This is a genomic window from Salinimicrobium maris (assembly GCF_049680855.1).
Classification (GTDB): Bacteria; Bacteroidota; Bacteroidia; order Flavobacteriales; family Flavobacteriaceae; genus Salinimicrobium.
Window position 1 is genome coordinate 155,446 of sequence record NZ_JBMPGS010000005.1, and the last position, 17,706, is coordinate 173,151.

At 39.8% G+C, this 17,706-nt stretch carries 18 protein-coding genes; 4 read left to right on the plus strand and 14 right to left on the minus strand.

What is annotated here, in order from left to right; genetic code table 11:
- Nucleotides 1-3 precede the first annotated feature (3 nt).
- The 10 genes from rplV to rpsL all read right to left on the minus strand — a co-directional run bounded on the left by rplV (nt 4) and on the right by rpsL (nt 6,529).
- The gene (gene rplV, locus ACOV1Q_RS14405; protein ID WP_424495098.1) at nt 4-411 is read right to left on the minus strand and encodes a 50S ribosomal protein L22; all 408 of its coding nucleotides are present in this window, start codon (nt 409-411) and stop codon (nt 4-6) included.
- A gap of 8 nt (nt 412-419) precedes the next feature.
- Nucleotides 420-698 carry a 30S ribosomal protein S19 gene (gene rpsS, locus ACOV1Q_RS14410; RefSeq protein ID WP_189604907.1) on the minus strand — a complete coding sequence of 93 codons (279 nt, stop codon included), beginning with the start codon at nt 696-698 and terminating at the stop codon, nt 420-422.
- A 6-nt stretch (nt 699-704) separates the two neighbouring features.
- Nucleotides 705-1,532 carry a 50S ribosomal protein L2 gene (rplB, locus tag ACOV1Q_RS14415; RefSeq protein WP_424495099.1) on the minus strand — a complete coding sequence of 276 codons (828 nt, stop codon included), beginning with the start codon at nt 1,530-1,532 and terminating at the stop codon, nt 705-707.
- Between the two features lie 9 nt (nt 1,533-1,541).
- A complete protein-coding gene (gene rplW / locus ACOV1Q_RS14420) occupies nt 1,542-1,832 on the minus strand; it encodes a 50S ribosomal protein L23 (protein WP_424495100.1) in 291 nt (96 codons plus the stop codon).
- 5 nt (nt 1,833-1,837) lie between these two features.
- Complete coding sequence (rplD, locus tag ACOV1Q_RS14425; protein WP_424495101.1) at nt 1,838-2,467, minus strand: 50S ribosomal protein L4; 630 nt, start codon at nt 2,465-2,467, stop codon at nt 1,838-1,840.
- Nucleotides 2,467-3,078 (minus strand): 50S ribosomal protein L3, encoded by a 612-nt coding sequence (gene rplC / locus ACOV1Q_RS14430; RefSeq protein WP_424495102.1) that lies wholly within the window; start codon nt 3,076-3,078, stop codon nt 2,467-2,469. Before rplC ends, rplD begins: the two co-directional genes overlap by 1 nt.
- Nucleotides 3,079-3,222: 144 nt before the next feature.
- Nucleotides 3,223-3,528, minus strand: a complete 306-nt coding sequence (rpsJ, locus tag ACOV1Q_RS14435; RefSeq protein WP_010181931.1) for a 30S ribosomal protein S10 — start codon at nt 3,526-3,528, stop codon at nt 3,223-3,225.
- A gap of 11 nt (nt 3,529-3,539) precedes the next feature.
- Nucleotides 3,540-5,651, minus strand: a complete 2,112-nt coding sequence (fusA, locus tag ACOV1Q_RS14440; RefSeq protein WP_424495103.1) for an elongation factor G — start codon at nt 5,649-5,651, stop codon at nt 3,540-3,542.
- A 3-nt stretch (nt 5,652-5,654) separates the two neighbouring features.
- Complete coding sequence (rpsG, locus tag ACOV1Q_RS14445; protein WP_424495104.1) at nt 5,655-6,131, minus strand: 30S ribosomal protein S7; 477 nt, start codon at nt 6,129-6,131, stop codon at nt 5,655-5,657.
- A 23-nt stretch (nt 6,132-6,154) separates the two neighbouring features.
- On the minus strand, nt 6,155-6,529 hold the full coding sequence (gene rpsL / locus ACOV1Q_RS14450) for a 30S ribosomal protein S12 (RefSeq protein WP_010230128.1): 375 nt from the start codon (nt 6,527-6,529) through the stop codon (nt 6,155-6,157).
- 513 nt (nt 6,530-7,042) lie between these two features.
- On the opposite strand from rpsL, the gene ACOV1Q_RS14455 reads away from it, so the two are divergent.
- From ACOV1Q_RS14455 to rlmB, 3 genes are all read left to right on the plus strand, one after another.
- Nucleotides 7,043-10,345: a SusC/RagA family TonB-linked outer membrane protein gene (locus ACOV1Q_RS14455; protein ID WP_424495105.1), complete on the plus strand. Its 3,303-nt coding sequence runs from the start codon at nt 7,043-7,045 to the stop codon at nt 10,343-10,345.
- Nucleotides 10,346-10,355: 10 nt separating this feature from the next.
- Entirely contained in the window at nt 10,356-11,861 is a 1,506-nt protein-coding gene (locus ACOV1Q_RS14460) for a SusD/RagB family nutrient-binding outer membrane lipoprotein (protein WP_424495106.1), read from the plus strand.
- A gap of 70 nt (nt 11,862-11,931) precedes the next feature.
- Nucleotides 11,932-12,666, plus strand: a complete 735-nt coding sequence (rlmB, locus tag ACOV1Q_RS14465; RefSeq protein WP_424495107.1) for a 23S rRNA (guanosine(2251)-2'-O)-methyltransferase RlmB — start codon at nt 11,932-11,934, stop codon at nt 12,664-12,666.
- A 76-nt stretch (nt 12,667-12,742) separates the two neighbouring features.
- On the opposite strand, the gene ACOV1Q_RS14470 is transcribed toward rlmB, so the two are convergent.
- A complete protein-coding gene (locus ACOV1Q_RS14470) occupies nt 12,743-13,471 on the minus strand; it encodes a rhomboid family intramembrane serine protease (RefSeq protein ID WP_424495161.1) in 729 nt (242 codons plus the stop codon).
- A gap of 193 nt (nt 13,472-13,664) precedes the next feature.
- On the opposite strand from ACOV1Q_RS14470, the gene ACOV1Q_RS14475 reads away from it, so the two are divergent.
- Complete coding sequence (locus tag ACOV1Q_RS14475) at nt 13,665-14,942, plus strand: replication-associated recombination protein A (protein WP_424495108.1); 1,278 nt, start codon at nt 13,665-13,667, stop codon at nt 14,940-14,942.
- On the opposite strand, the gene ACOV1Q_RS14480 is transcribed toward ACOV1Q_RS14475, so the two are convergent.
- Genes ACOV1Q_RS14480 through ACOV1Q_RS14490 form a run of 3 tightly spaced genes read right to left on the minus strand, consistent with a single transcriptional unit; the run spans nt 14,939 to nt 17,666 of the window.
- On the minus strand, nt 14,939-15,715 hold the full coding sequence (locus ACOV1Q_RS14480; RefSeq protein WP_424495109.1) for a hypothetical protein: 777 nt from the start codon (nt 15,713-15,715) through the stop codon (nt 14,939-14,941). The two genes, ACOV1Q_RS14475 and ACOV1Q_RS14480, sit on opposite strands and share 4 nt — an antisense overlap.
- Nucleotides 15,712-17,118, minus strand: coding sequence for a DUF5723 family protein (locus ACOV1Q_RS14485; protein WP_424495110.1), 1,407 nt, complete (start codon nt 17,116-17,118; stop codon nt 15,712-15,714). Before ACOV1Q_RS14485 ends, ACOV1Q_RS14480 begins: the two co-directional genes overlap by 4 nt.
- The gene (locus ACOV1Q_RS14490; protein WP_424495111.1) at nt 17,118-17,666 is read right to left on the minus strand and encodes a hypothetical protein; all 549 of its coding nucleotides are present in this window, start codon (nt 17,664-17,666) and stop codon (nt 17,118-17,120) included. Before ACOV1Q_RS14490 ends, ACOV1Q_RS14485 begins: the two co-directional genes overlap by 1 nt.
- Nucleotides 17,667-17,706 lie beyond the last annotated feature (40 nt).

Consider the following 17,706-nt stretch of genomic DNA (forward strand, 5'->3'; position numbering starts at 1 on the left):
TCCTTAGCTTTGTGTATTATTGTTCTCTCCAAGCACAAGTGTAACGTGATTGGAACGTTTTCTTATTCTATGTGCGCGACCCTGTGGTGCAGGACGTAGTCTCTTCAACATACTTCCACCATCAACACGAATCTCTTTCACAAACAGTTCAGCTTCTTCAATATTTGCATCTTCATTCTTGTTCTGCCAGTTAGATATAGCCGACAATAACAATTTCTCCAAACTGCGCGATGCGTCTTTAGAATTGAACTTTAAAATATGAAGCGCTTTTTCTACTTTCTCACCTCGAACTAAATCTGCGACTAAACGCATTTTTCTTGGTGAAGTAGGGCAGTTATTCAGTTTAGCAAAAGCTATTTGCTTCTTAGCTTCCTTTATTTGCTCTGCTCTTTCTCTTTTACGAACTCCCATAGCTTCAATTATTTTTTACCTTTATTTTTAGCACCAGCATGACCTCTAAAAGATCTTGTTGGTGAAAATTCACCTAATTTGTGACCCACCATGTTTTCGGTAACATACACAGGAACAAATTGACGCCCGTTGTGCACTGCTATAGTTTGCCCAACAAAATCCGGAGTGATCATAGATGCTCTAGACCAGGTTTTAATTACCGTTTTCTTTCCAGACTCTGTATTCTGAGCTACTTTTTGCTCCAATTTATAGTGAACGTAAGGTCCTTTTTTTAATGAACGTGCCATATCTTATTATTTCTTTCTACGTTCTACAATATACTTATTACTCGACTTCGTTTTTGAGCGGGTTCTGAATCCTTTAGCAGGCAAACCTTTTCTTGAACGAGGATGACCTCCTGAAGATCGGCCTTCACCACCACCCATTGGGTGATCTACAGGGTTCATTACCACCGGTCTTGTTCTAGGTCTTCTACCCAACCATCTACTTCTACCAGCTTTACCTGACACTAGCAACTGATGATCACTGTTAGAAACAGCTCCAATTGTAGCTATACAGCTCGCTAATACCCTTCTAATTTCACCTGAAGGTAACTTAATGGTTGCGTATTTACCCTCTCTTGCCATTAATTGAGCAAATGCTCCAGCGCTACGCGCCATTACAGCTCCCTGCCCAGGTCTTAACTCAATACAAGAGACAATAGTACCCAAAGGAATGTTTGCCAATGGCATTGCATTTCCTATTTCCGGAGCAACTGCTTCGGCACCAGATACTATATTCTGCCCAACCTGAAGTCCATTTTGAGCAATAACATATCGCTTTTCACCGTCTTGATAATTCAATAATGCAATAAAAGCCGTTCTGTTAGGATCATATTGAATAGAAGCAACAGTAGCAGGAATTCCATGCTTGTCTCTTTTAAAATCAATAATCCTGTAACGTTTTTTGTGACCACCACCAATGTAGCGCATGGTCATTTTTCCCTGACTGTTTCTACCACCAGACCTTTTGTTCGGAGCTAATAAACTCTTCTCCGGCTTATCAGTAGTAATCGCGTCATATCCGTTTACTACTCTAAATCGCTGCCCGGGGGTAATTGGTTTTAATTTTCTAACTGACATTTTTTAATCTTAGAGATTACTATATAAATCAATAGTTTCACCTTCCGCCACCTGTACTAGTGCCTTTTTATAAGCACTGGTTTTACCAGTTACGACACCCGTCTTCGTATAACGGGATTTTCTGTCTGGACGGACATTTATCGTACGAACTTTAGCAACTGAAACACCATATGCAGCCTCAACTGCATCTTTAATTTCAATTTTATTCGCATTATTAGAAACCACAAAAGAGAAACGATTATTCAATTCACTATCAGACGTGGCTTTCTCTGTAATAATAGGTTTTATTAAGATACTCATAATGCTTATTTACTTAAATTCGACTCAATTCCTTCTAGAGACCCCTCCAAAAACACAACATTATTTGCATTCATGATTTTGTAAGTACTTAATTCTGAAGCACTTACCACTTCGGAAGTCTTTAAATTGCGTGAGGACAAATATACGTTTTTATTTGTGTCACCCAACACTATCAAAGATTTTTTATTGTCTAGTCCTAAAGCCTTTAAAACCTCTGTAAAGTTTTTAGTTTTTGGAGCATCAAATGAAAAATCTTCTACAACCATAATAGAGTTACCACTCGCTTTAAGAGACAATGCAGACTTACGCGCCAGTCTCTTTAAGTTTTTATTCAATTTAAAAGAATAATTTCTCGGTCTTGGACCAAAAACTCTTCCCCCTCCTTTAAATATAGGTGACTTAATACTTCCCGCACGAGCAGTACCTGTACCTTTTTGTTTCTTGATCTTACGTGTAGATCCTGCAATTTCTGCGCGCTCCTTTGCTTTATGTGTTCCCTGGCGTTGATTTGCCAAGAATTGCTTTACATCAAGATAAACAGCATGGTTATTAGGCTCTATTCCAAAAACAGCATCAGAAAGGTTTGCCTTTCTCCCTGTTTCATTTCCTTTTATATCTAAAACTGCTACTTCCATTACTTTTGAATGATTACGTAAGAATTTTTGTGACCTGGAATCGCCCCTTTAACTACAAGAAGATTCTTCTCAGCAACCACTTTTAAAACTCTTAGGTTTTCTACTTTTACTTTATCGCCACCCATTCTTCCGGCCATTCGCATTCCTTTGAATACTCTCGCAGGGTATGAAGCCGCACCAATGGAACCAGGAGCTCTCAATCGGTTATGTTGACCGTGAGTGGATTGTCCAACTCCGCCAAAACCATGACGTTTTACAACACCCTGAAAACCTTTACCTTTACTTACTCCGGAAACATCAACAAATTCTCCTTCAGTAAAATGTTCAACGGTGATGCTATCACCTAGTTTGTGCTCTCCTTCAAATCCCTTGAATTCAACGACTTTGCGCATTGCTGCACCTCCGGCTTTTTTAGCATGCCCTTCAGCAGCTTTATTAGCAGTCTTTTTGTCATCGAAACCAAGTTGAAGAGCTTCGTACCCGTCAACCTCTTTGGTTCTGACTTGGGTAATTACGCATGGACCTGCTTCAATCACGGTACAAGGAATGTTCTTCCCGTTCTCGTCAAAAATGCTGGTCATGCCAATCTTTCTTCCTATTAACCCAGACATAATTATTAATTAAGTATTAAATTATTTATTTAAAAATATTCAGGATTGAAAAAACACTTCCAATCCTGAATGCATTTTTCTCCGTTTTTCCCTCGCCAACTGCTCGGGACATGTTATACATCCTTTCGAAAGGATGCCGCATCATCACACTTTAATCTCAACCTCTACTCCACTTGGCAATTCAAGTTTCATAAGAGCATCAATAGTTTTAGATGAAGAGCTGTATATATCAAGTAACCTTTTATAAGAACTTAACTGAAATTGCTCTCTCGACTTTTTATTTACGTGAGGAGAACGCAATACGGTAAAGATCTTTTTGTGTGTTGGCAACGGAATTGGTCCCGTTACTACAGCACCCGTACTTTTTACGGTTTTTACAATCTTCTCGGCAGATTTATCTACCAGGTTATGATCGTAAGATTTTAATTTTATTCTGATTTTCTGACTCATTTTCCTGATAATTATTCGTTAGCGGTTCCCTTTTCTGCCTTCATAATTGCTTCTGAAATATTAGAAGGAGTTTCGGCATAGTGAGAGAATTCCATAGTAGAGGTTGCACGTCCCGAAGAAAGGGTACGCAATGTAGTTACATATCCAAACATCTCAGATAATGGCACCTCAGCTTTAATCACTTTTGCACCAGATCTGTCAGACATGTTATTCACCTGCCCACGACGTCTGTTCAAGTCTCCTACTATATCACCCATATTCTCCTCTGGAGTAACCACTTCTACTTTCATGATTGGCTCAAGAATCACAGCACCAGCTTTTTTAGCTGCCACTTTATATCCCATCTTCGCAGCCAATTCAAAAGAAAGTTGATCGGAATCCACAGGGTGGAAAGATCCATCCTTAAGGACTACTTTCAAAGTATCCATGGTAAAACCTGCCATAGGTCCGGTTTTCATAGCCTCTCTAAATCCTTTTTCCACTGAAGGAATAAATTCTTTCGGGATACGACCACCTTTAATTTCATCAACGAATTGCAGACCAGGTCCTTTGAAGTCTTCATCTGCAGGTCCTAATGTAAATACGATATCACCAAATTTACCACGACCACCAGACTGTTTCTTATAAACCTCTCTGTGATCTGCATCTCTGGTAACAGTTTCTTTGTACTCCACACGTGGCTGACCTTCATTAACTTCAACCTTAAATTCCCTTTTTAAACGATCTACAAGAATCTCAAGGTGAAGCTCACCCATTCCTGAAATGATTGTTTGTCCGGAAACTTCATCTGTTTTAACCTGGAAAGTTGGATCCTCTTCAGCTAGTTTAGCCAAAGCCATTCCCATTTTATCAACATCTGCCTTAGTCTTAGGCTCTACAGAAATACCAATTACAGGATCAGGGAAAGACATCGATTCAAGAATGATCGGGTGTTTCTCATCTGTTAAGGTATCCCCTGTTTTAATATCTTTAAATCCAACAGCTGCACCAATATCACCAGCTTCAATCCTATCGATCGGCTGCTGTTTATTTGCGTGCATCTGGTAGATACGTGAAATACGCTCTTTTTTCCCAGAACGGTTGTTCTGAACATAAGAACCTGCATCCAACGCTCCCGAATAAACCCTAAAGAAGGCTAATCGCCCAACAAATGGATCTGTAGCAATCTTAAAAGCCAAAGCCGAGAAAGGAGAATCTACGTTTGGTTTACGCTTCTCCTCTTCATCTGTATCAGGATTAACACCTACAATGGCATCTACATCTACAGGAGATGGAAGATATCTCATCACAGCATCCAACATCGCCTGAACTCCCTTGTTTTTAAAGGCAGATCCACACATCATTGGAATAATAGACATATCTATTGTAGCAGCTCTAAGCGCAGCAATAATTTCGTCTTCAGTGATGGAATTTTCATCTTCGAAGAATTTCTCCATAAGAGCTTCGTCGTATTCAGCAACCGCTTCAACTAATTCAGCTCTATATTTATTTACATCATCTTGTAATTCCTCAGGAATATCAATTGTTTCGTAAGTCATTCCGAAATCTTCCTGATTCCAAACAATTGCTTTTTTGGAAATAAGGTCAACAACCCCTTTAAAGTCGATTTCATCCCCAATAGGGATCTGCAACGGTACCGGATTACCACCCAACATTTCCTTAACCTGCTTACACACATTAAAGAAATCAGCTCCCTGGCGGTCCATCTTGTTCACAAATCCTAAACGCGGTACTCTATATTTATCAGCCTGCCTCCACACAGTTTCAGATTGTGGCTCAACACCATCAACCGCACTGAAAAGCGCAACCATTCCATCAAGAACACGTAAAGAACGTTCAACCTCTACAGTGAAATCAACGTGCCCAGGAGTATCAATAATATTAACAGTGAATTCCTGATCGCGATAATTCCATTTACAATGAGTCGCAGCCGAAGTAATGGTGATCCCACGCTCCTGCTCTTGCTCCATCCAGTCCATGGTAGCCGCCCCATCATGAACTTCACCAATTTTATGACTAATACCTGTATAGAACAATATACGCTCTGTCGTTGTCGTCTTACCGGCATCAATATGCGCAGCAATACCTATATTTCTAGTAAATTTTAAATCTCTTTGTGCCATTTCTTAGAATCTAAAGTGTGAGAATGCCTTATTAGCTTCAGCCATTTTATGAGTATCCACTCTTTTCTTCACAGCCGCTCCTTCTTCCTTAGCTGCAGCTAAAACTTCAGCAGCTAATCTCTGCGCCATCGATTTTTCGTTACGCTTCCTCGCATAGCTAATCAACCACTTCATTGCAGTCGAAACTTTACGATCTGGTCTTATTTGCATTGGAATCTGAAAAGTAGCACCTCCAACCCTACGACTACGCACTTCTACATGAGGCATAACATTCGAAAGAGCATCTTTCCAAAGCTCAAGGGCAGTTTTTTCTTCATCTTGTTTCTTCTCTTCCACAATTGCAATAGCATCGTAGAAAACTTTAAAGGCTACCGACTTCTTACCATCCCACATCATCATGTTAACAAACCTCGTTACTAACTGATCATTAAATTTTGGATCTGGTAAAAGTGGCCTTTTCTTCGCCTGTCTTTTTCTCATTTCTTTACATTAAAAGTTTTTAATTACTTCTTAGGTCGTTTCGCTCCGTACTTTGATCTTCGCTGGGTTCTTCCTTCTACACCAGCGGTGTCTAAAGCTCCACGAACGATATGATACCTAACTCCAGGCAAATCTTTAACCCTTCCGCCTCTAACCAATACTATCGAATGCTCTTGCAGGTTGTGCCCTTCTCCGGGAATGTAGGCGTTCACCTCTTTACCATTCGTCAACCTAACCCTTGCAACTTTACGCATTGCAGAATTCGGCTTCTTAGGCGTAGTGGTGTAAACACGTGTACAAACCCCTCTTCTTTGAGGGCACGAATCCAAAGCAGCCGATTTACTCTTCTTGGTAATCTTGGCTCTTCCTTTTCGTACTAATTGTGAAATTGTTGGCATAATTTCTTTTACACTAATTATTGTTAAATAAAACTCCCTTTTTTTAGGGTCTGCAAAGGTAGAATTAAAAAACAAATATTCAAATCATAATTGATTAATTTTCAGAGGCATTTAATCTATCTATGAAAATATACTCATACTGACCTTCAAATTATCTTAAAATTCCTTTCAATCGAACGAAGCAAGTAAAAGGCACTTTCAAGTATCTTTAAAAAGCATCTCCGAGTCCTTATTTTACTTAAGCCTTTATTAACTCCTGGTTAAAATTGAATTAAAAAGAAATTTCAAATCTCGAAATTCAGCAAAAACCAATGCATCACAAAACATTTCATTCTCCGCGTGGAGCCGACGCAGCAGCCTTTTTCGGATCATTAGGCCCCTGAAAGGTCGAGTTAAAAAAAGCATAAAAAGCATGCTAATAATGCATCAAACATGAAGTTTAGGTGTAAAAAAGTTGTTCGGTTAACAATTTATTATCAAATTTGGCATTGGCTAATTCAAACAAATTTAAAAATGAAAACAAAGTTTAGTGGAATTCTAACGCTATTACTAGTGTTAGTCGTGCAAATGACTTTTGCACAAGAACTACAGACGGTCACGGGAACAGTGACCGATGACAACGGAATGCCCCTACCGGGTGTTAACGTGTTAATTCAGGGAACCACTCGCGGTACTCAAACCGATTTCGATGGAAATTATTCTATTGAAGCAAGTAACGCCGAGGTACTCGTTTTTTCCTTTCTTGGAATGGAGACGGTAGAAATTACTTTTCAGGATTCCCCAAGAATTGACGTAACCTTATCTCCAGATGCAGCTCAGCTGGATGAGGTTGTGGTTACTGCCTTAGGGATTAGAAGATCAGAGAAATCCTTACCCTATGCTGCTCAAACAGTAAATGCAGAAGAACTTAACATTACTGAAGACACCAATATTAAATCTGCATTGGCAGGTAAAGTGGCGGGTGTTCAAATCAATGCTCAGGCAGGATCAAAACTAGGAGAAGCTGGTAAAATTCGTATTAGAGGTGGTATCTCCTTAACATCTGATGCTGATCCTTTATATGTAATAGACGGTATCCCAACCACAGATCCTAACGTGATTGACATGAGTAATGTAGCCACTCTTAACGTACTTAAGGGGCCAAACGCTACTGCACTTTATGGACAAAGAGCTTCTAACGGGGTTGTACAAATTACCACAAAAAGAGGTGGACAATCGGATAGAATTGGAATAGAAATCACTAGTTCTGTATCTTTTGATGAAGTAGGCAGAATGATGGATTATCAAAACCTTTACGGTCAAGGTTATTCTGGTGAAGGTGAATTTGGAACTTTTGATTTTGATGCAGGATATAATTTTGCCGTATTTGGAATTTCAGGTGGACCTTACCCAGATTACATGCAGGTTTTTGACGGCCAAAGATATTTCAATGGTAACGTATATGCCGACGAAAGCTGGGGACCACGATTTGACGGAGAACCTTATATTCCATGGTATGCCATGTATCAAAATAGTCCATATTTTGGACAAACGGATACCTGGGAAGCTCATCCTGACAACATTAGAAACTTTTATGACACAGGCTCAACATTTAAGAACATTGTTTCTTTAACCGGAGGTGGTGAAGATTATACTGCGCGATTGTCTTTCACAAACCTTCAACAAACAGGTGTAATCCCAGAATCAAGCTTTGACAAAAACTTCATTACAGCCGCGTTCGATTTCAACCTTACAGATAATTTTTCTGTTGGAGTTAACGCAAATTATTCTGTTGGTAATGTTTCCGGAGAATTCGCAGATGACTATGGTAACCAGACAACAGGATCTTTCAATTCCTGGTTTGCCAGAAACATTGATATGGGCAAATTACGAGAGCTTCAAGGCTTAACTACTACCGAAGGTTATCTTGCTTCCTGGAACAACTGGGGACTTGACGCCTGGGCAGCCGGTGAAGATATTGGAAATCTTGATTTCAAAAAACCTGCTTTCTGGTTTAACCCTTATGATTGGTTGAGTCTGTATGAAAACACTCGTGAGACTACAACTCTTTTGGGAGATGTTCACGCCTCGTATTCCTTCCTTGACAATTTTGAGGCAACTGTACAGGTTTCAAGAAATGAAAGAAAATATAATAGAGACTGGAAAGTTCCATATTTAATAGAGTTCTCTGCAGCACCAGCCTTATATAACGAATGGGTGAACTCTTTTGGAAAACGATATGAATCCAGTGTAGAAGATAACTATCAGGCGAGATTAGCTTATGATCAGGATTTCGAAGCTTTTGACGTAAGTGCTTTTGTAGGTGGAAACATTCGAAAAAACAACTTTTACTTTTTTGAAAATGATATGAGCCAGACCAACTCAGACAGTGGTGGTTTGATCCTTCCAGATGTTTACACCTATTCTAACTCAAGAGAGCGTTTGACAGCAACCGCTTATGAGCGCGAGAAGCAGGTAAACAGTATCTACGGTAACATCTCTCTGGGATACAATGACATGTTATATCTTGATGCTTCGATTCGACGTGACTGGAGTTCTGCACTTCCTGAGGACAACAACGGTTATACTTATCCTTCTGTTGGTGGTTCCTTCGTATTCACAGAATTACTAAACAACAATGATATATTTACTTTTGGTAAATTACGTGGTGGTTGGGCACAGGTTGGTGATGACGTAGACGCCCTGGCACTCAACCCTGTTTACCCTCTTGGAAGTGATCTTTATAATGGTAGAGTACTTCAATACGATCGTTCCAGGATGATTGATCCAAATATTGAACCTGCTATGAACACCTCTTACGAATTTGGTGTTGATCTTAGGTTCCTTAATAATCGTTTAGGGTTCTCTGCTACATATTATAACGAGCACCGTGAAAACGAGATCATCCCAATAACTATTTCTTCTGCAACAGGTTATTCTGATTTCCTTACAAATGCAGGAGAATCTGAAAGAGAGGGTGTTGAGCTTTCACTTGATGCCAATATCATCAAGACAGAAGATTTCACCTGGAACCTTTTAGCTAACTGGGCAACAAACAAATCAACTATTATTAGTTTACCTGGCGATCTTACGTCTATTACCGGTGCCGGAGCAGGTACACTTTCAAACCAGGATAGTTGGGATTTCATTAACATCGTTCACAGGTTAGGTGAAGAGTGGGGTCAATTACGTGGTACAGGTTTTGTATATGACAATGACGGTAACCGCGTTGTACGTCCAGATGGAACATTTGCATACCAGACCGATCAATACCTTGGAAGCATCCTTCCAGATTTCACAGGTGGTTTGGTGAATACATTCACTTACAAAAACTTTAGCCTAATGGCTTCTGTAGATTTTCAGAAAGGTGGAAATTTCTTTTCTCTTTCCGAAATGTGGGGTGACTACTCTGGCTTAACTGAAAGAACTGCAGCAGTGAATGATCGCGGAAATAACGTGCGTGATGCTGTTGATGCAGGCGGTGGAGTACATGTCTCTGGAGTAACTGAAGATGGAGCCCCTGTTGACACTTACGTAAATGCAGTGACTTACTATGGCCAGTTTAATTCAAATATTATTGCTGAAGAATATGTTCATGACGCAGATTATATTAAGTTAAGAGATGTAAGTTTAACTTACAGACTACCCGGAAGCGCTGTAAACAATGTCTTTGATTCAGCCAGCATAAGTATAATTGGCCGTAATCTTTGGTTAATCGCTGTTGCAGACAACAACATTCATGGATGGGACCCATCTGAACTTTCACAGCCTTGGGGTGAGGATGCGCAGTTACCTAGCGTAAGAAGCTACGGTATGAACATTAAGTTAACATTTTAAATAAAAGATAATGAAAAAGTACAATGTAATATTGTTGGTGGCAGTGATGCTATTGTCTTTGGGTTCTTGTGAGACAGTGGATTTTGGCGACACCAACGAAAACCCTAACGGTTCACTGGAACTAAATTCGGGCGCACTTTTAACTGCCGCTCAGCGTCAATATACTGCGGGTATTGGTTTTAGAGACTGGCTTGGAAACCCACATCTTTATGTGCAGTACCAGGCGCAGCCAAGTTACCCCGACCCTTCAAGGTATGCTGAAACTCCTGTAGATTGGGAGCCATATTATGTGCAGACCTTACAGAACCTTCAACAGATCTTAAATGTATCTCAAGATGAGAGTGTAACATCAACTCCTGCTTACCAGGCAAATGGATCTGTCGACAACCAGATAGCTGTTGCCAGAATTATGAAAGTTATAATCTTTAAGCGTCTTACAGACACTTACGGAGATATACCTTATATGGAAGCACTTAACCCTGAAATCCAATCTCCTGCCTATACTCCACAACAAGAGATCTATCAGGATTTCATTAGTGAATTAAAGGAAGCCAGAGATATGCTTAATCCTGCAGAAATGGGTGCACAAGGGGACATCTTCTACGGAGGTGACGTTGAAGCATGGGGAAAATTTGCGAACTCTTTACTTCTAAGTGTAACTATGCAGATAAGCGAAACTGAGTTAGCTGGAACTGCTGCTACCGAATTTCAGGCCGCCCTTAACAATGAGTATGGGGTTATTGAAACTGTATCGGAAGAAGCATGGTACACTCCCGTTAATGTGGCTACTTTAGATAACCCATGGGTTGCATTTAGACCTGCAGATTACAACATGGCTGAATTTATACAGGATGCACTTCAGGGAGATAACGATGATTACTCAAACGACATGTTTGATGAAAGATTAAGAGTCTACTCAACGGCACCAGAAGCGCCAGGATTAGTATATGGTGTACAGGAAGGAGTTGCTGAAGGAACAAGTGCAAGAATTTCTACTTACATTACCTCTCCTATCGCTCCATTCCCAATCCTTACTTCAGCATACACTTATTTGAATAGAGCTGAAGCTGCTGAACTTGGATGGACAAGTGAAGATGCAGAAGCTATGTTAGAGGCAGGAATTATCCAATCCTATACTGCAACTTCAGAGAAGTTTGGTACTGGTGCTCATGTGGAAGCGGCTGGGCTTGAACCAATGGTGATTACTGAAGATGCTGCGGCATTTGCTGCGAGCAGATTAGAAGATGCTTCAGCCACCGGTATCTTACAGGTTATTGGAGAAGAAAAATGGGCAGCTTTGTTCCCACAAGGATTCCTTGCATGGAATGAGTGGAGAAGAACAGGATGGCCTGATCTTACTCCGTCTCCAGATCCATTGAATGATGGTGGAATTCCAACGAGATACCTGTATCCCGTAAATGAGATCAACCTGAACAATGCAAACTATCAAACAGGAGTATCAAACTTAGACCCGGCCACAGATAAAAATACATCAAGAGTTTGGTGGGATCAATAGTCAAATATTAAATCTTAACAATGAAGAAACCACCCTTTTAGGGTGGTTTTTTTATACCTATATTTGCCTCATGGAAGAAACAACTAAAATCTTTGGCTTGCATGCCGTAATAGAGGCGATCAACAGCAATAAGACAATTGATAAAATTTATCTCCAAAAAGGCCTTTCCGGACACCTTTTTCAGGAGTTACAACAATATATGTCTTCTCGGGAATATAATGTTTCCTATGTCCCCGTAGAAAAACTCAATAAACTGGTTAAGGGAAACCATCAGGGAGTAGTCGCTACTATTTCTCCCATAGAATTTGTTTCTCTAGAACAATTGGTTACTTCCACAATTCAAAAGGAAACTACTCCCCTTTTCCTGCTTTTAGATCAACTGGATGACGTAAGAAATTTTGGCGCTATTATTAGAACCGCCGAATGCTGCGGAGTTGATGGAATCATCATTCAAAAAAAAGGAGGCGCTCCTGTAACGGCCGATACTGTAAAAACTTCGGCAGGTGCCATTTTCAAGATACCAATTTGTAAAGTAGATCATATAAAAGATGCCATCTACTTCATGCAAGCTTCTAATGTAAAAGTCATCGCTGCCACCGAGAAAACAAATGATCTTCTATATGATAAGGACCTTTCTCAACCGCTCGCCCTTGTAATGGGAAATGAAGGTAAAGGAATTTCCCCTTCCGTCATAAAGATCGTAGATGATAAGGCAAAGCTACCTATGAAAGGAACTACGGCATCCTTAAATGTTTCTGTTGCCTGCGGCGCATTTCTGTATGAAGTGCTTCGTCAACGTTTATAGAAACTGGGAAATCCTCTTCAGTAGAATAGATTACTTTCTGAAAAACATCACCTGTCAAAAATGGCATTTCTGAAGGTTATTTTTTTCCTTCTTCCGAAGTATCCTTTTTAAAGTGATAGATGTATTCCGGTTCTTCGTGGTCAAGATTTTCAATAAAATTTCCGTTTTCGTCAAAGTGCCGCATAAATGGATCATCCTCTTCTTTATACGTCTCCTGCTCCCAATCATACTTGGCGGGTTGGGCAATATCTTTTCTATAAAAAAGCGCAAAAAGGAGGCCTGAGATTAAGCCCGAGAGATGTCCTTCCCAGGAAATTTTAGGATCTACGGGAGTCACATACCACAACAATCCTCCGTAAAGAAAAACAACGATAAGCGAAAGCGCTACCAGCCGGTAATGTTTAGAAAATATTCCTTTGAAGAAAAGGAAGGAAGCAAGAACATAAATTATTCCACTCGCACCTATATGATAAGCCGGCCTACCAATAAGCCATGTGAAAAAACCACTTAAAACAAAGCCAAATAGTAAAATTTTCCAGCTCAAATTTCTGTAGAAATAGAATAAAGAAAGCGACAGCACAAAAAGAGGAATCGTGTTGTTGAATAGATGTTTGATATTACTGTGTATGAAAGGGGAAAAAACAATGCCTCTCAACCCTTTGAGCGTTTGAGGGTAAACTCCAAACCTTGTAAAATCGAATCCAAACCTGATCTCAAACCAGAAGACGATCCAAATAACAAGAACAAAAGCAATGGGGTAACCAATGACCCCCGGGGTAAATACAAATGATTCCTTTTGTTTCACTTTTCGAAATTCTGAATAATCTATATTACAAAAAACCATCCAGTTTCCTGTTCCTGCTACTTTGTCATTCTTTTGAAAGTAAATTCCCCAGAAATCTTTAACCTGCAGGCACCAACCAAGCTGATTTATTTGCATCAAAAAATGCGCTTTACAATGCCTTTTTTGAACCTGTAATAATTGCTACTTTTACGATATGAATGAACCACTGGCAGAACGGTTAAGACCTAAAAAACTCGATGACTATTTAAGTCAGCAGCATCTTATTGGTGAAAATGGTGCTTTGCGGAGTCAGATAAAGCAGGGAATAGTTCCCAGCATGATCTTCTGGGGGCCGCCGGGAGTAGGAAAAACAACGCTTGCGAACATTATTGCAAATGAATCTGGCAGGCCATTCTTCACGTTAAGTGCTATTAGCAGCGGAGTTAAAGATGTTCGGGAAGTCATTGAAAAAGCGAAGAAAAGCGACGGACTTTTCACCACCAAAAATCCTATTCTGTTTATTGATGAGATTCACAGGTTTAGTAAATCTCAGCAGGATTCCTTATTAGGCGCGGTTGAAAAAGGCTGGGTAACACTCATGGGAGCCACAACCGAAAATCCAAGCTTTGAAGTCATTCCTGCACTTCTTTCGCGATGTCAGGTTTACGTGCTCAACCCATTTTCCAAAGAAGACCTTATTGATCTTCTAAAAAGAGCAATTCGGGAAGATCCTGTCATAGCCAATAAAAAAGTGGCACTTGCCGAAACTGAAGCCCTATTACGATTGAGCGGTGGCGATGCCCGAAAACTCCTGAACATTTTTGAACTTTTAGTGACTTCCGAAGAAGGGAATGAAGTGAAGATCACGAATGACATGGTACTCAAAAAGGTACAGCAGAATACTGTTTTATATGACAAAACGGGAGAGCAGCATTATGATATAATTTCAGCTTTCATTAAGTCTATTCGTGGCAGTGATCCAAACGCCGCAGTATACTGGCTCGCTCGAATGATTGAAGGAGGTGAAGATGTGAAATTTATAGCGCGTCGCCTGCTCATCCTCGCCAGTGAAGACATTGGCAACGCCAATCCAACAGCATTGATCATGGCCAATAATACGTTCCAGGCTGTTTCTACCATTGGTCATCCAGAATCTCGTATTATTCTAAGCCAATGCACAACCTACCTCGCGACTTCTCCAAAAAGCAACGCTTCCTATAAAGCTATTAATACAGCCCAGCAATTGGTTAAGAAAACCGGAAACCTTCCTGTGCCTCTATCAATTCGGAATGCTCCCACAAAATTAATGAAAGACCTGGGCTACGGACAAGATTATAAATACGCACACAATTACGAAGGAAATTTTTCGGAAACCGAATTTTTGCCCGAGGCGATCTCAAATACCAGGCTATATGAACCCGGAAACAATTCCAGGGAACAAGCCCAAAGAGATTTTCTCAAGAAACGATGGAAAACGAAATACGGTTATTAATTTCGTAATTCGTATACTACGGTGATCAACTGGCCTGAATTGGCATCAAGATATTCTACCACAAGATTACCTGATGCTTCAAAAAAGGCATTTCCCTGCAGGGTTTTAGAAGAATAGATATAGTTCATACCACTCCCCGACTTTAAAAGTGTCGCAAATTTTTCATCTTCGCCTTCTTTGTAAAGATCAAAGCCCGCGGAATTTCTTTTCAACTCATAAAGCTGGTTACCATTCCTAAATAATTGTTTATTGGTGTTTTCTTCTGAAGTTTTGGTAGCTAAATTTTCAGCTTTAGGCTTTTCTTTGACAGCAGTTACTACGGATACAGCTTTAGTGTCAGGTTTGGTAGAATTCACATTGGAAATTGTTGATTGGCCTGGATCAAAATTTTCCAGGCTTTGAAAAGCTTCCCGAAAGGCCTCATGAAAGCCCTTTTTATAATCTTTTTTCCTACTTTTCCCATCTTCCGAAGTAAAAACAATATTCTGATTACAATCTTTAAGTTTCAGATTTACTTTAGTTCTAAAGAGATTGGATTTATTATCAATCGCCGCTGTCAACACCTGGCATGGCTCCACTCCCCCTGGCATTTCCCTTTTATAAATAACCTGATAACCATGTTTCTCAAAAAGAAAAGCCGCAAGTGCATTTAATTGATATTTATTCTCTTCATCTAGAAATTCAAATCTATCGGGTACACGAACGTATATTTCCTGCGCACCAACAACAGAAATTTGCCCTATCATAAAAAATATTAGAAATAACTTTTTCATTCTCTGTTTAAAATTAACTGTAAACCAAGTTGAACATTCAGACTATTTGCTTTTGCCAGGTTTGGATATTCTAGAAGATTATCTGCAGCAAGATAAAAATTAAATTTCTTAAAACTGGTAGAAAGCATTAATCCAATATTTGAAAAGGAATAAGAATCTGCAGTGTAGGTCACTTTACCACTAAAGCTGTTAGAAAATCTTTTATCATAGGCTAAAGTGAGGGCGTGAATTAATCCTCTGGGTCTCTTAATCGCAAACCATTGCAAGCCAAAATGCTGTAAATATCTTCTCCTGCCCGTGGGCCGGTGGCAATTACAGGGTTCTGTATCTTCGTTTATCCCAAAATCAATAGAGGCATTAAATTTTAAAGGACGCCAGGTGATATAGGAGTCATACAAGGTTTCATCCTGTAATTTCCTATCAAGGTCATCTTCCCATATATCCCAATAAGGCGGCCGACTTTCCCCAGGTCCTGGAAAATCGAGTTCAATTCCATCGGTTTGATAATTACCATAGTAGCGGTAATTCTCAACGTCCTTCTTCTGGTTAATAAAGCCGAGGTCTTGTACGCTTCCGGTAATTTTTGTTTGATCATTTAAATAGTAAGAAAAACCCAGGTCAACCCCAATTCCAAGATTACCTCCCAAAAAGGCACTTTTTGCGACATTTTGTAGATTTTGCATTTCGGTATTTTCTTCGTCAACCAAAGGAGCCCAGCCTGAAGTGAAAACCGTTGCATCTAACCCGTTCACAAAATGCCTGTAAACATTTGGTGCTGCAGGAGTAGGAACAGTTCGAAAAACACCCCTGTTGTTCGTACTATGGGCATTAAAAACTCCCGAATACAATTTTGCTCTTACGCCGTAGTTCAGATCTTCGGAATAGTAATTTGTATATCCAAAATGGAAAACATTTAATACTTCAGCAGTAAAAGCTGCGTCAGAAAAATTAAAGGAATGGTTGAGATAATTCTTGTTCCCTTCATAAGCGAGAACTGCCAGTTCTTTCGGAAAATAGACAAAAGCATCAATTTCCTGATATATTCCGGCAGAAAAATACCGTCTTTTCTTATCTCTCCAACCCAGAAATAGAATTTCCATTTGTTGGTTCACAGAGAAATGATCTTTATTAGACATTTTTGTGATAGCCTCCCGGATATGTTCGTTGATGGAAATTCCATCTTCTTTAAAAATATCGTAAAAATCAACTCCCGAAGAACCTGTAGAAACGTGAATTTGTGAAAGCAAAGGAATTCCCGCATGCATATCAAAGAGCACCTCGGCACCGGGATTGCTCATAAGGTTTTGAGGCAGATTTTCAAAGTTATAAAGCAACTGCTTGTTTTGCGCATGGGTTGCTGCGGTAATAAGAGAGCAGAATAAAATGAAGATTTTAAATCTCATTATTTAAATTCAAAATCGTAAAATGCTTTTGACTTTAGCTTTAGACTTCCTTCAGAAGGTGGGGATGGAGCTTGCATCTCAAGCGTAACGCTCATTTTAATGGATTCTCTTATCGCATCAATTTCATCCCTGTTAATGATTTCGGTGTAATTAATTGTCGCTGGCGATTCCAGGCTACCTGCAGGTATTTCAAAATTTAACCTGTATTTTACCACATCATTTTCGGAAAGAAAATGAATAGTATTTTGAATGGGAAATTTAAAGGTATTGGTATAGATAAAGTTATAATCTGCACGCACCAGGCCGTCTCTAATGTAATCATCATCCAGAAACTCCAGCCTCACAATATCTCGTGCTATTAATGTACCGGTAGAATTTCGCTGTTCAAAATGAGTACTGTCAAGTGTAAAATATACAAGGTCGAGCGCGGCTGAAGGCGGAATTACTATTTCCTCTGCCTGGTCAACATCCACGTCGCGAAAGCAACCGGTGGAGATTAGCAGAAGCGTTACAAGGAGAAAAAGGTGCAAAAACTTAGGTATTGACATGGGGCGACAATTTAGTTAATGTAACGGCAGGCTATTTTAT

What these genes read in the sequence shown, in the direction of transcription:
- ACOV1Q_RS14455 (WP_424495105.1), top strand. Translation starts at nt 7,043, where the DNA reads ATGAAAACAAAGTTTAGTGGAATTCTAACGCTATTACTAGTGTTAGTC.
- rpsL (WP_010230128.1), bottom strand. Translation starts at nt 6,529, where the DNA reads ATGCCAACAATTTCACAATTAGTACGAAAAGGAAGAGCCAAGATTACC.
- ACOV1Q_RS14460 (WP_424495106.1), top strand. Translation starts at nt 10,356, where the DNA reads ATGAAAAAGTACAATGTAATATTGTTGGTGGCAGTGATGCTATTGTCT.
- rpsG (WP_424495104.1), bottom strand. Translation starts at nt 6,131, where the DNA reads ATGAGAAAAAGACAGGCGAAGAAAAGGCCACTTTTACCAGATCCAAAA.
- fusA (WP_424495103.1), bottom strand. Translation starts at nt 5,651, where the DNA reads ATGGCACAAAGAGATTTAAAATTTACTAGAAATATAGGTATTGCTGCG.
- rpsJ (WP_010181931.1), bottom strand. Translation starts at nt 3,528, where the DNA reads ATGAGTCAGAAAATCAGAATAAAATTAAAATCTTACGATCATAACCTG.
- rplD (WP_424495101.1), bottom strand. Translation starts at nt 2,467, where the DNA reads ATGGAAGTAGCAGTTTTAGATATAAAAGGAAATGAAACAGGGAGAAAG.
- ACOV1Q_RS14475 (WP_424495108.1), top strand. Translation starts at nt 13,665, where the DNA reads ATGAATGAACCACTGGCAGAACGGTTAAGACCTAAAAAACTCGATGAC.
- rplB (WP_424495099.1), bottom strand. Translation starts at nt 1,532, where the DNA reads ATGTCAGTTAGAAAATTAAAACCAATTACCCCCGGGCAGCGATTTAGA.
- rplC (WP_424495102.1), bottom strand. Translation starts at nt 3,078, where the DNA reads ATGTCTGGGTTAATAGGAAGAAAGATTGGCATGACCAGCATTTTTGAC.
- ACOV1Q_RS14480 (WP_424495109.1), bottom strand. Translation starts at nt 15,715, where the DNA reads ATGAAAAAGTTATTTCTAATATTTTTTATGATAGGGCAAATTTCTGTT.
- ACOV1Q_RS14490 (WP_424495111.1), bottom strand. Translation starts at nt 17,666, where the DNA reads ATGTCAATACCTAAGTTTTTGCACCTTTTTCTCCTTGTAACGCTTCTG.
- rpsS (WP_189604907.1), bottom strand. Translation starts at nt 698, where the DNA reads ATGGCACGTTCATTAAAAAAAGGACCTTACGTTCACTATAAATTGGAG.
- rplW (WP_424495100.1), bottom strand. Translation starts at nt 1,832, where the DNA reads ATGAGTATCTTAATAAAACCTATTATTACAGAGAAAGCCACGTCTGAT.
- rplV (WP_424495098.1), bottom strand. Translation starts at nt 411, where the DNA reads ATGGGAGTTCGTAAAAGAGAAAGAGCAGAGCAAATAAAGGAAGCTAAG.
- ACOV1Q_RS14485 (WP_424495110.1), bottom strand. Translation starts at nt 17,118, where the DNA reads ATGAGATTTAAAATCTTCATTTTATTCTGCTCTCTTATTACCGCAGCA.
- rlmB (WP_424495107.1), top strand. Translation starts at nt 11,932, where the DNA reads ATGGAAGAAACAACTAAAATCTTTGGCTTGCATGCCGTAATAGAGGCG.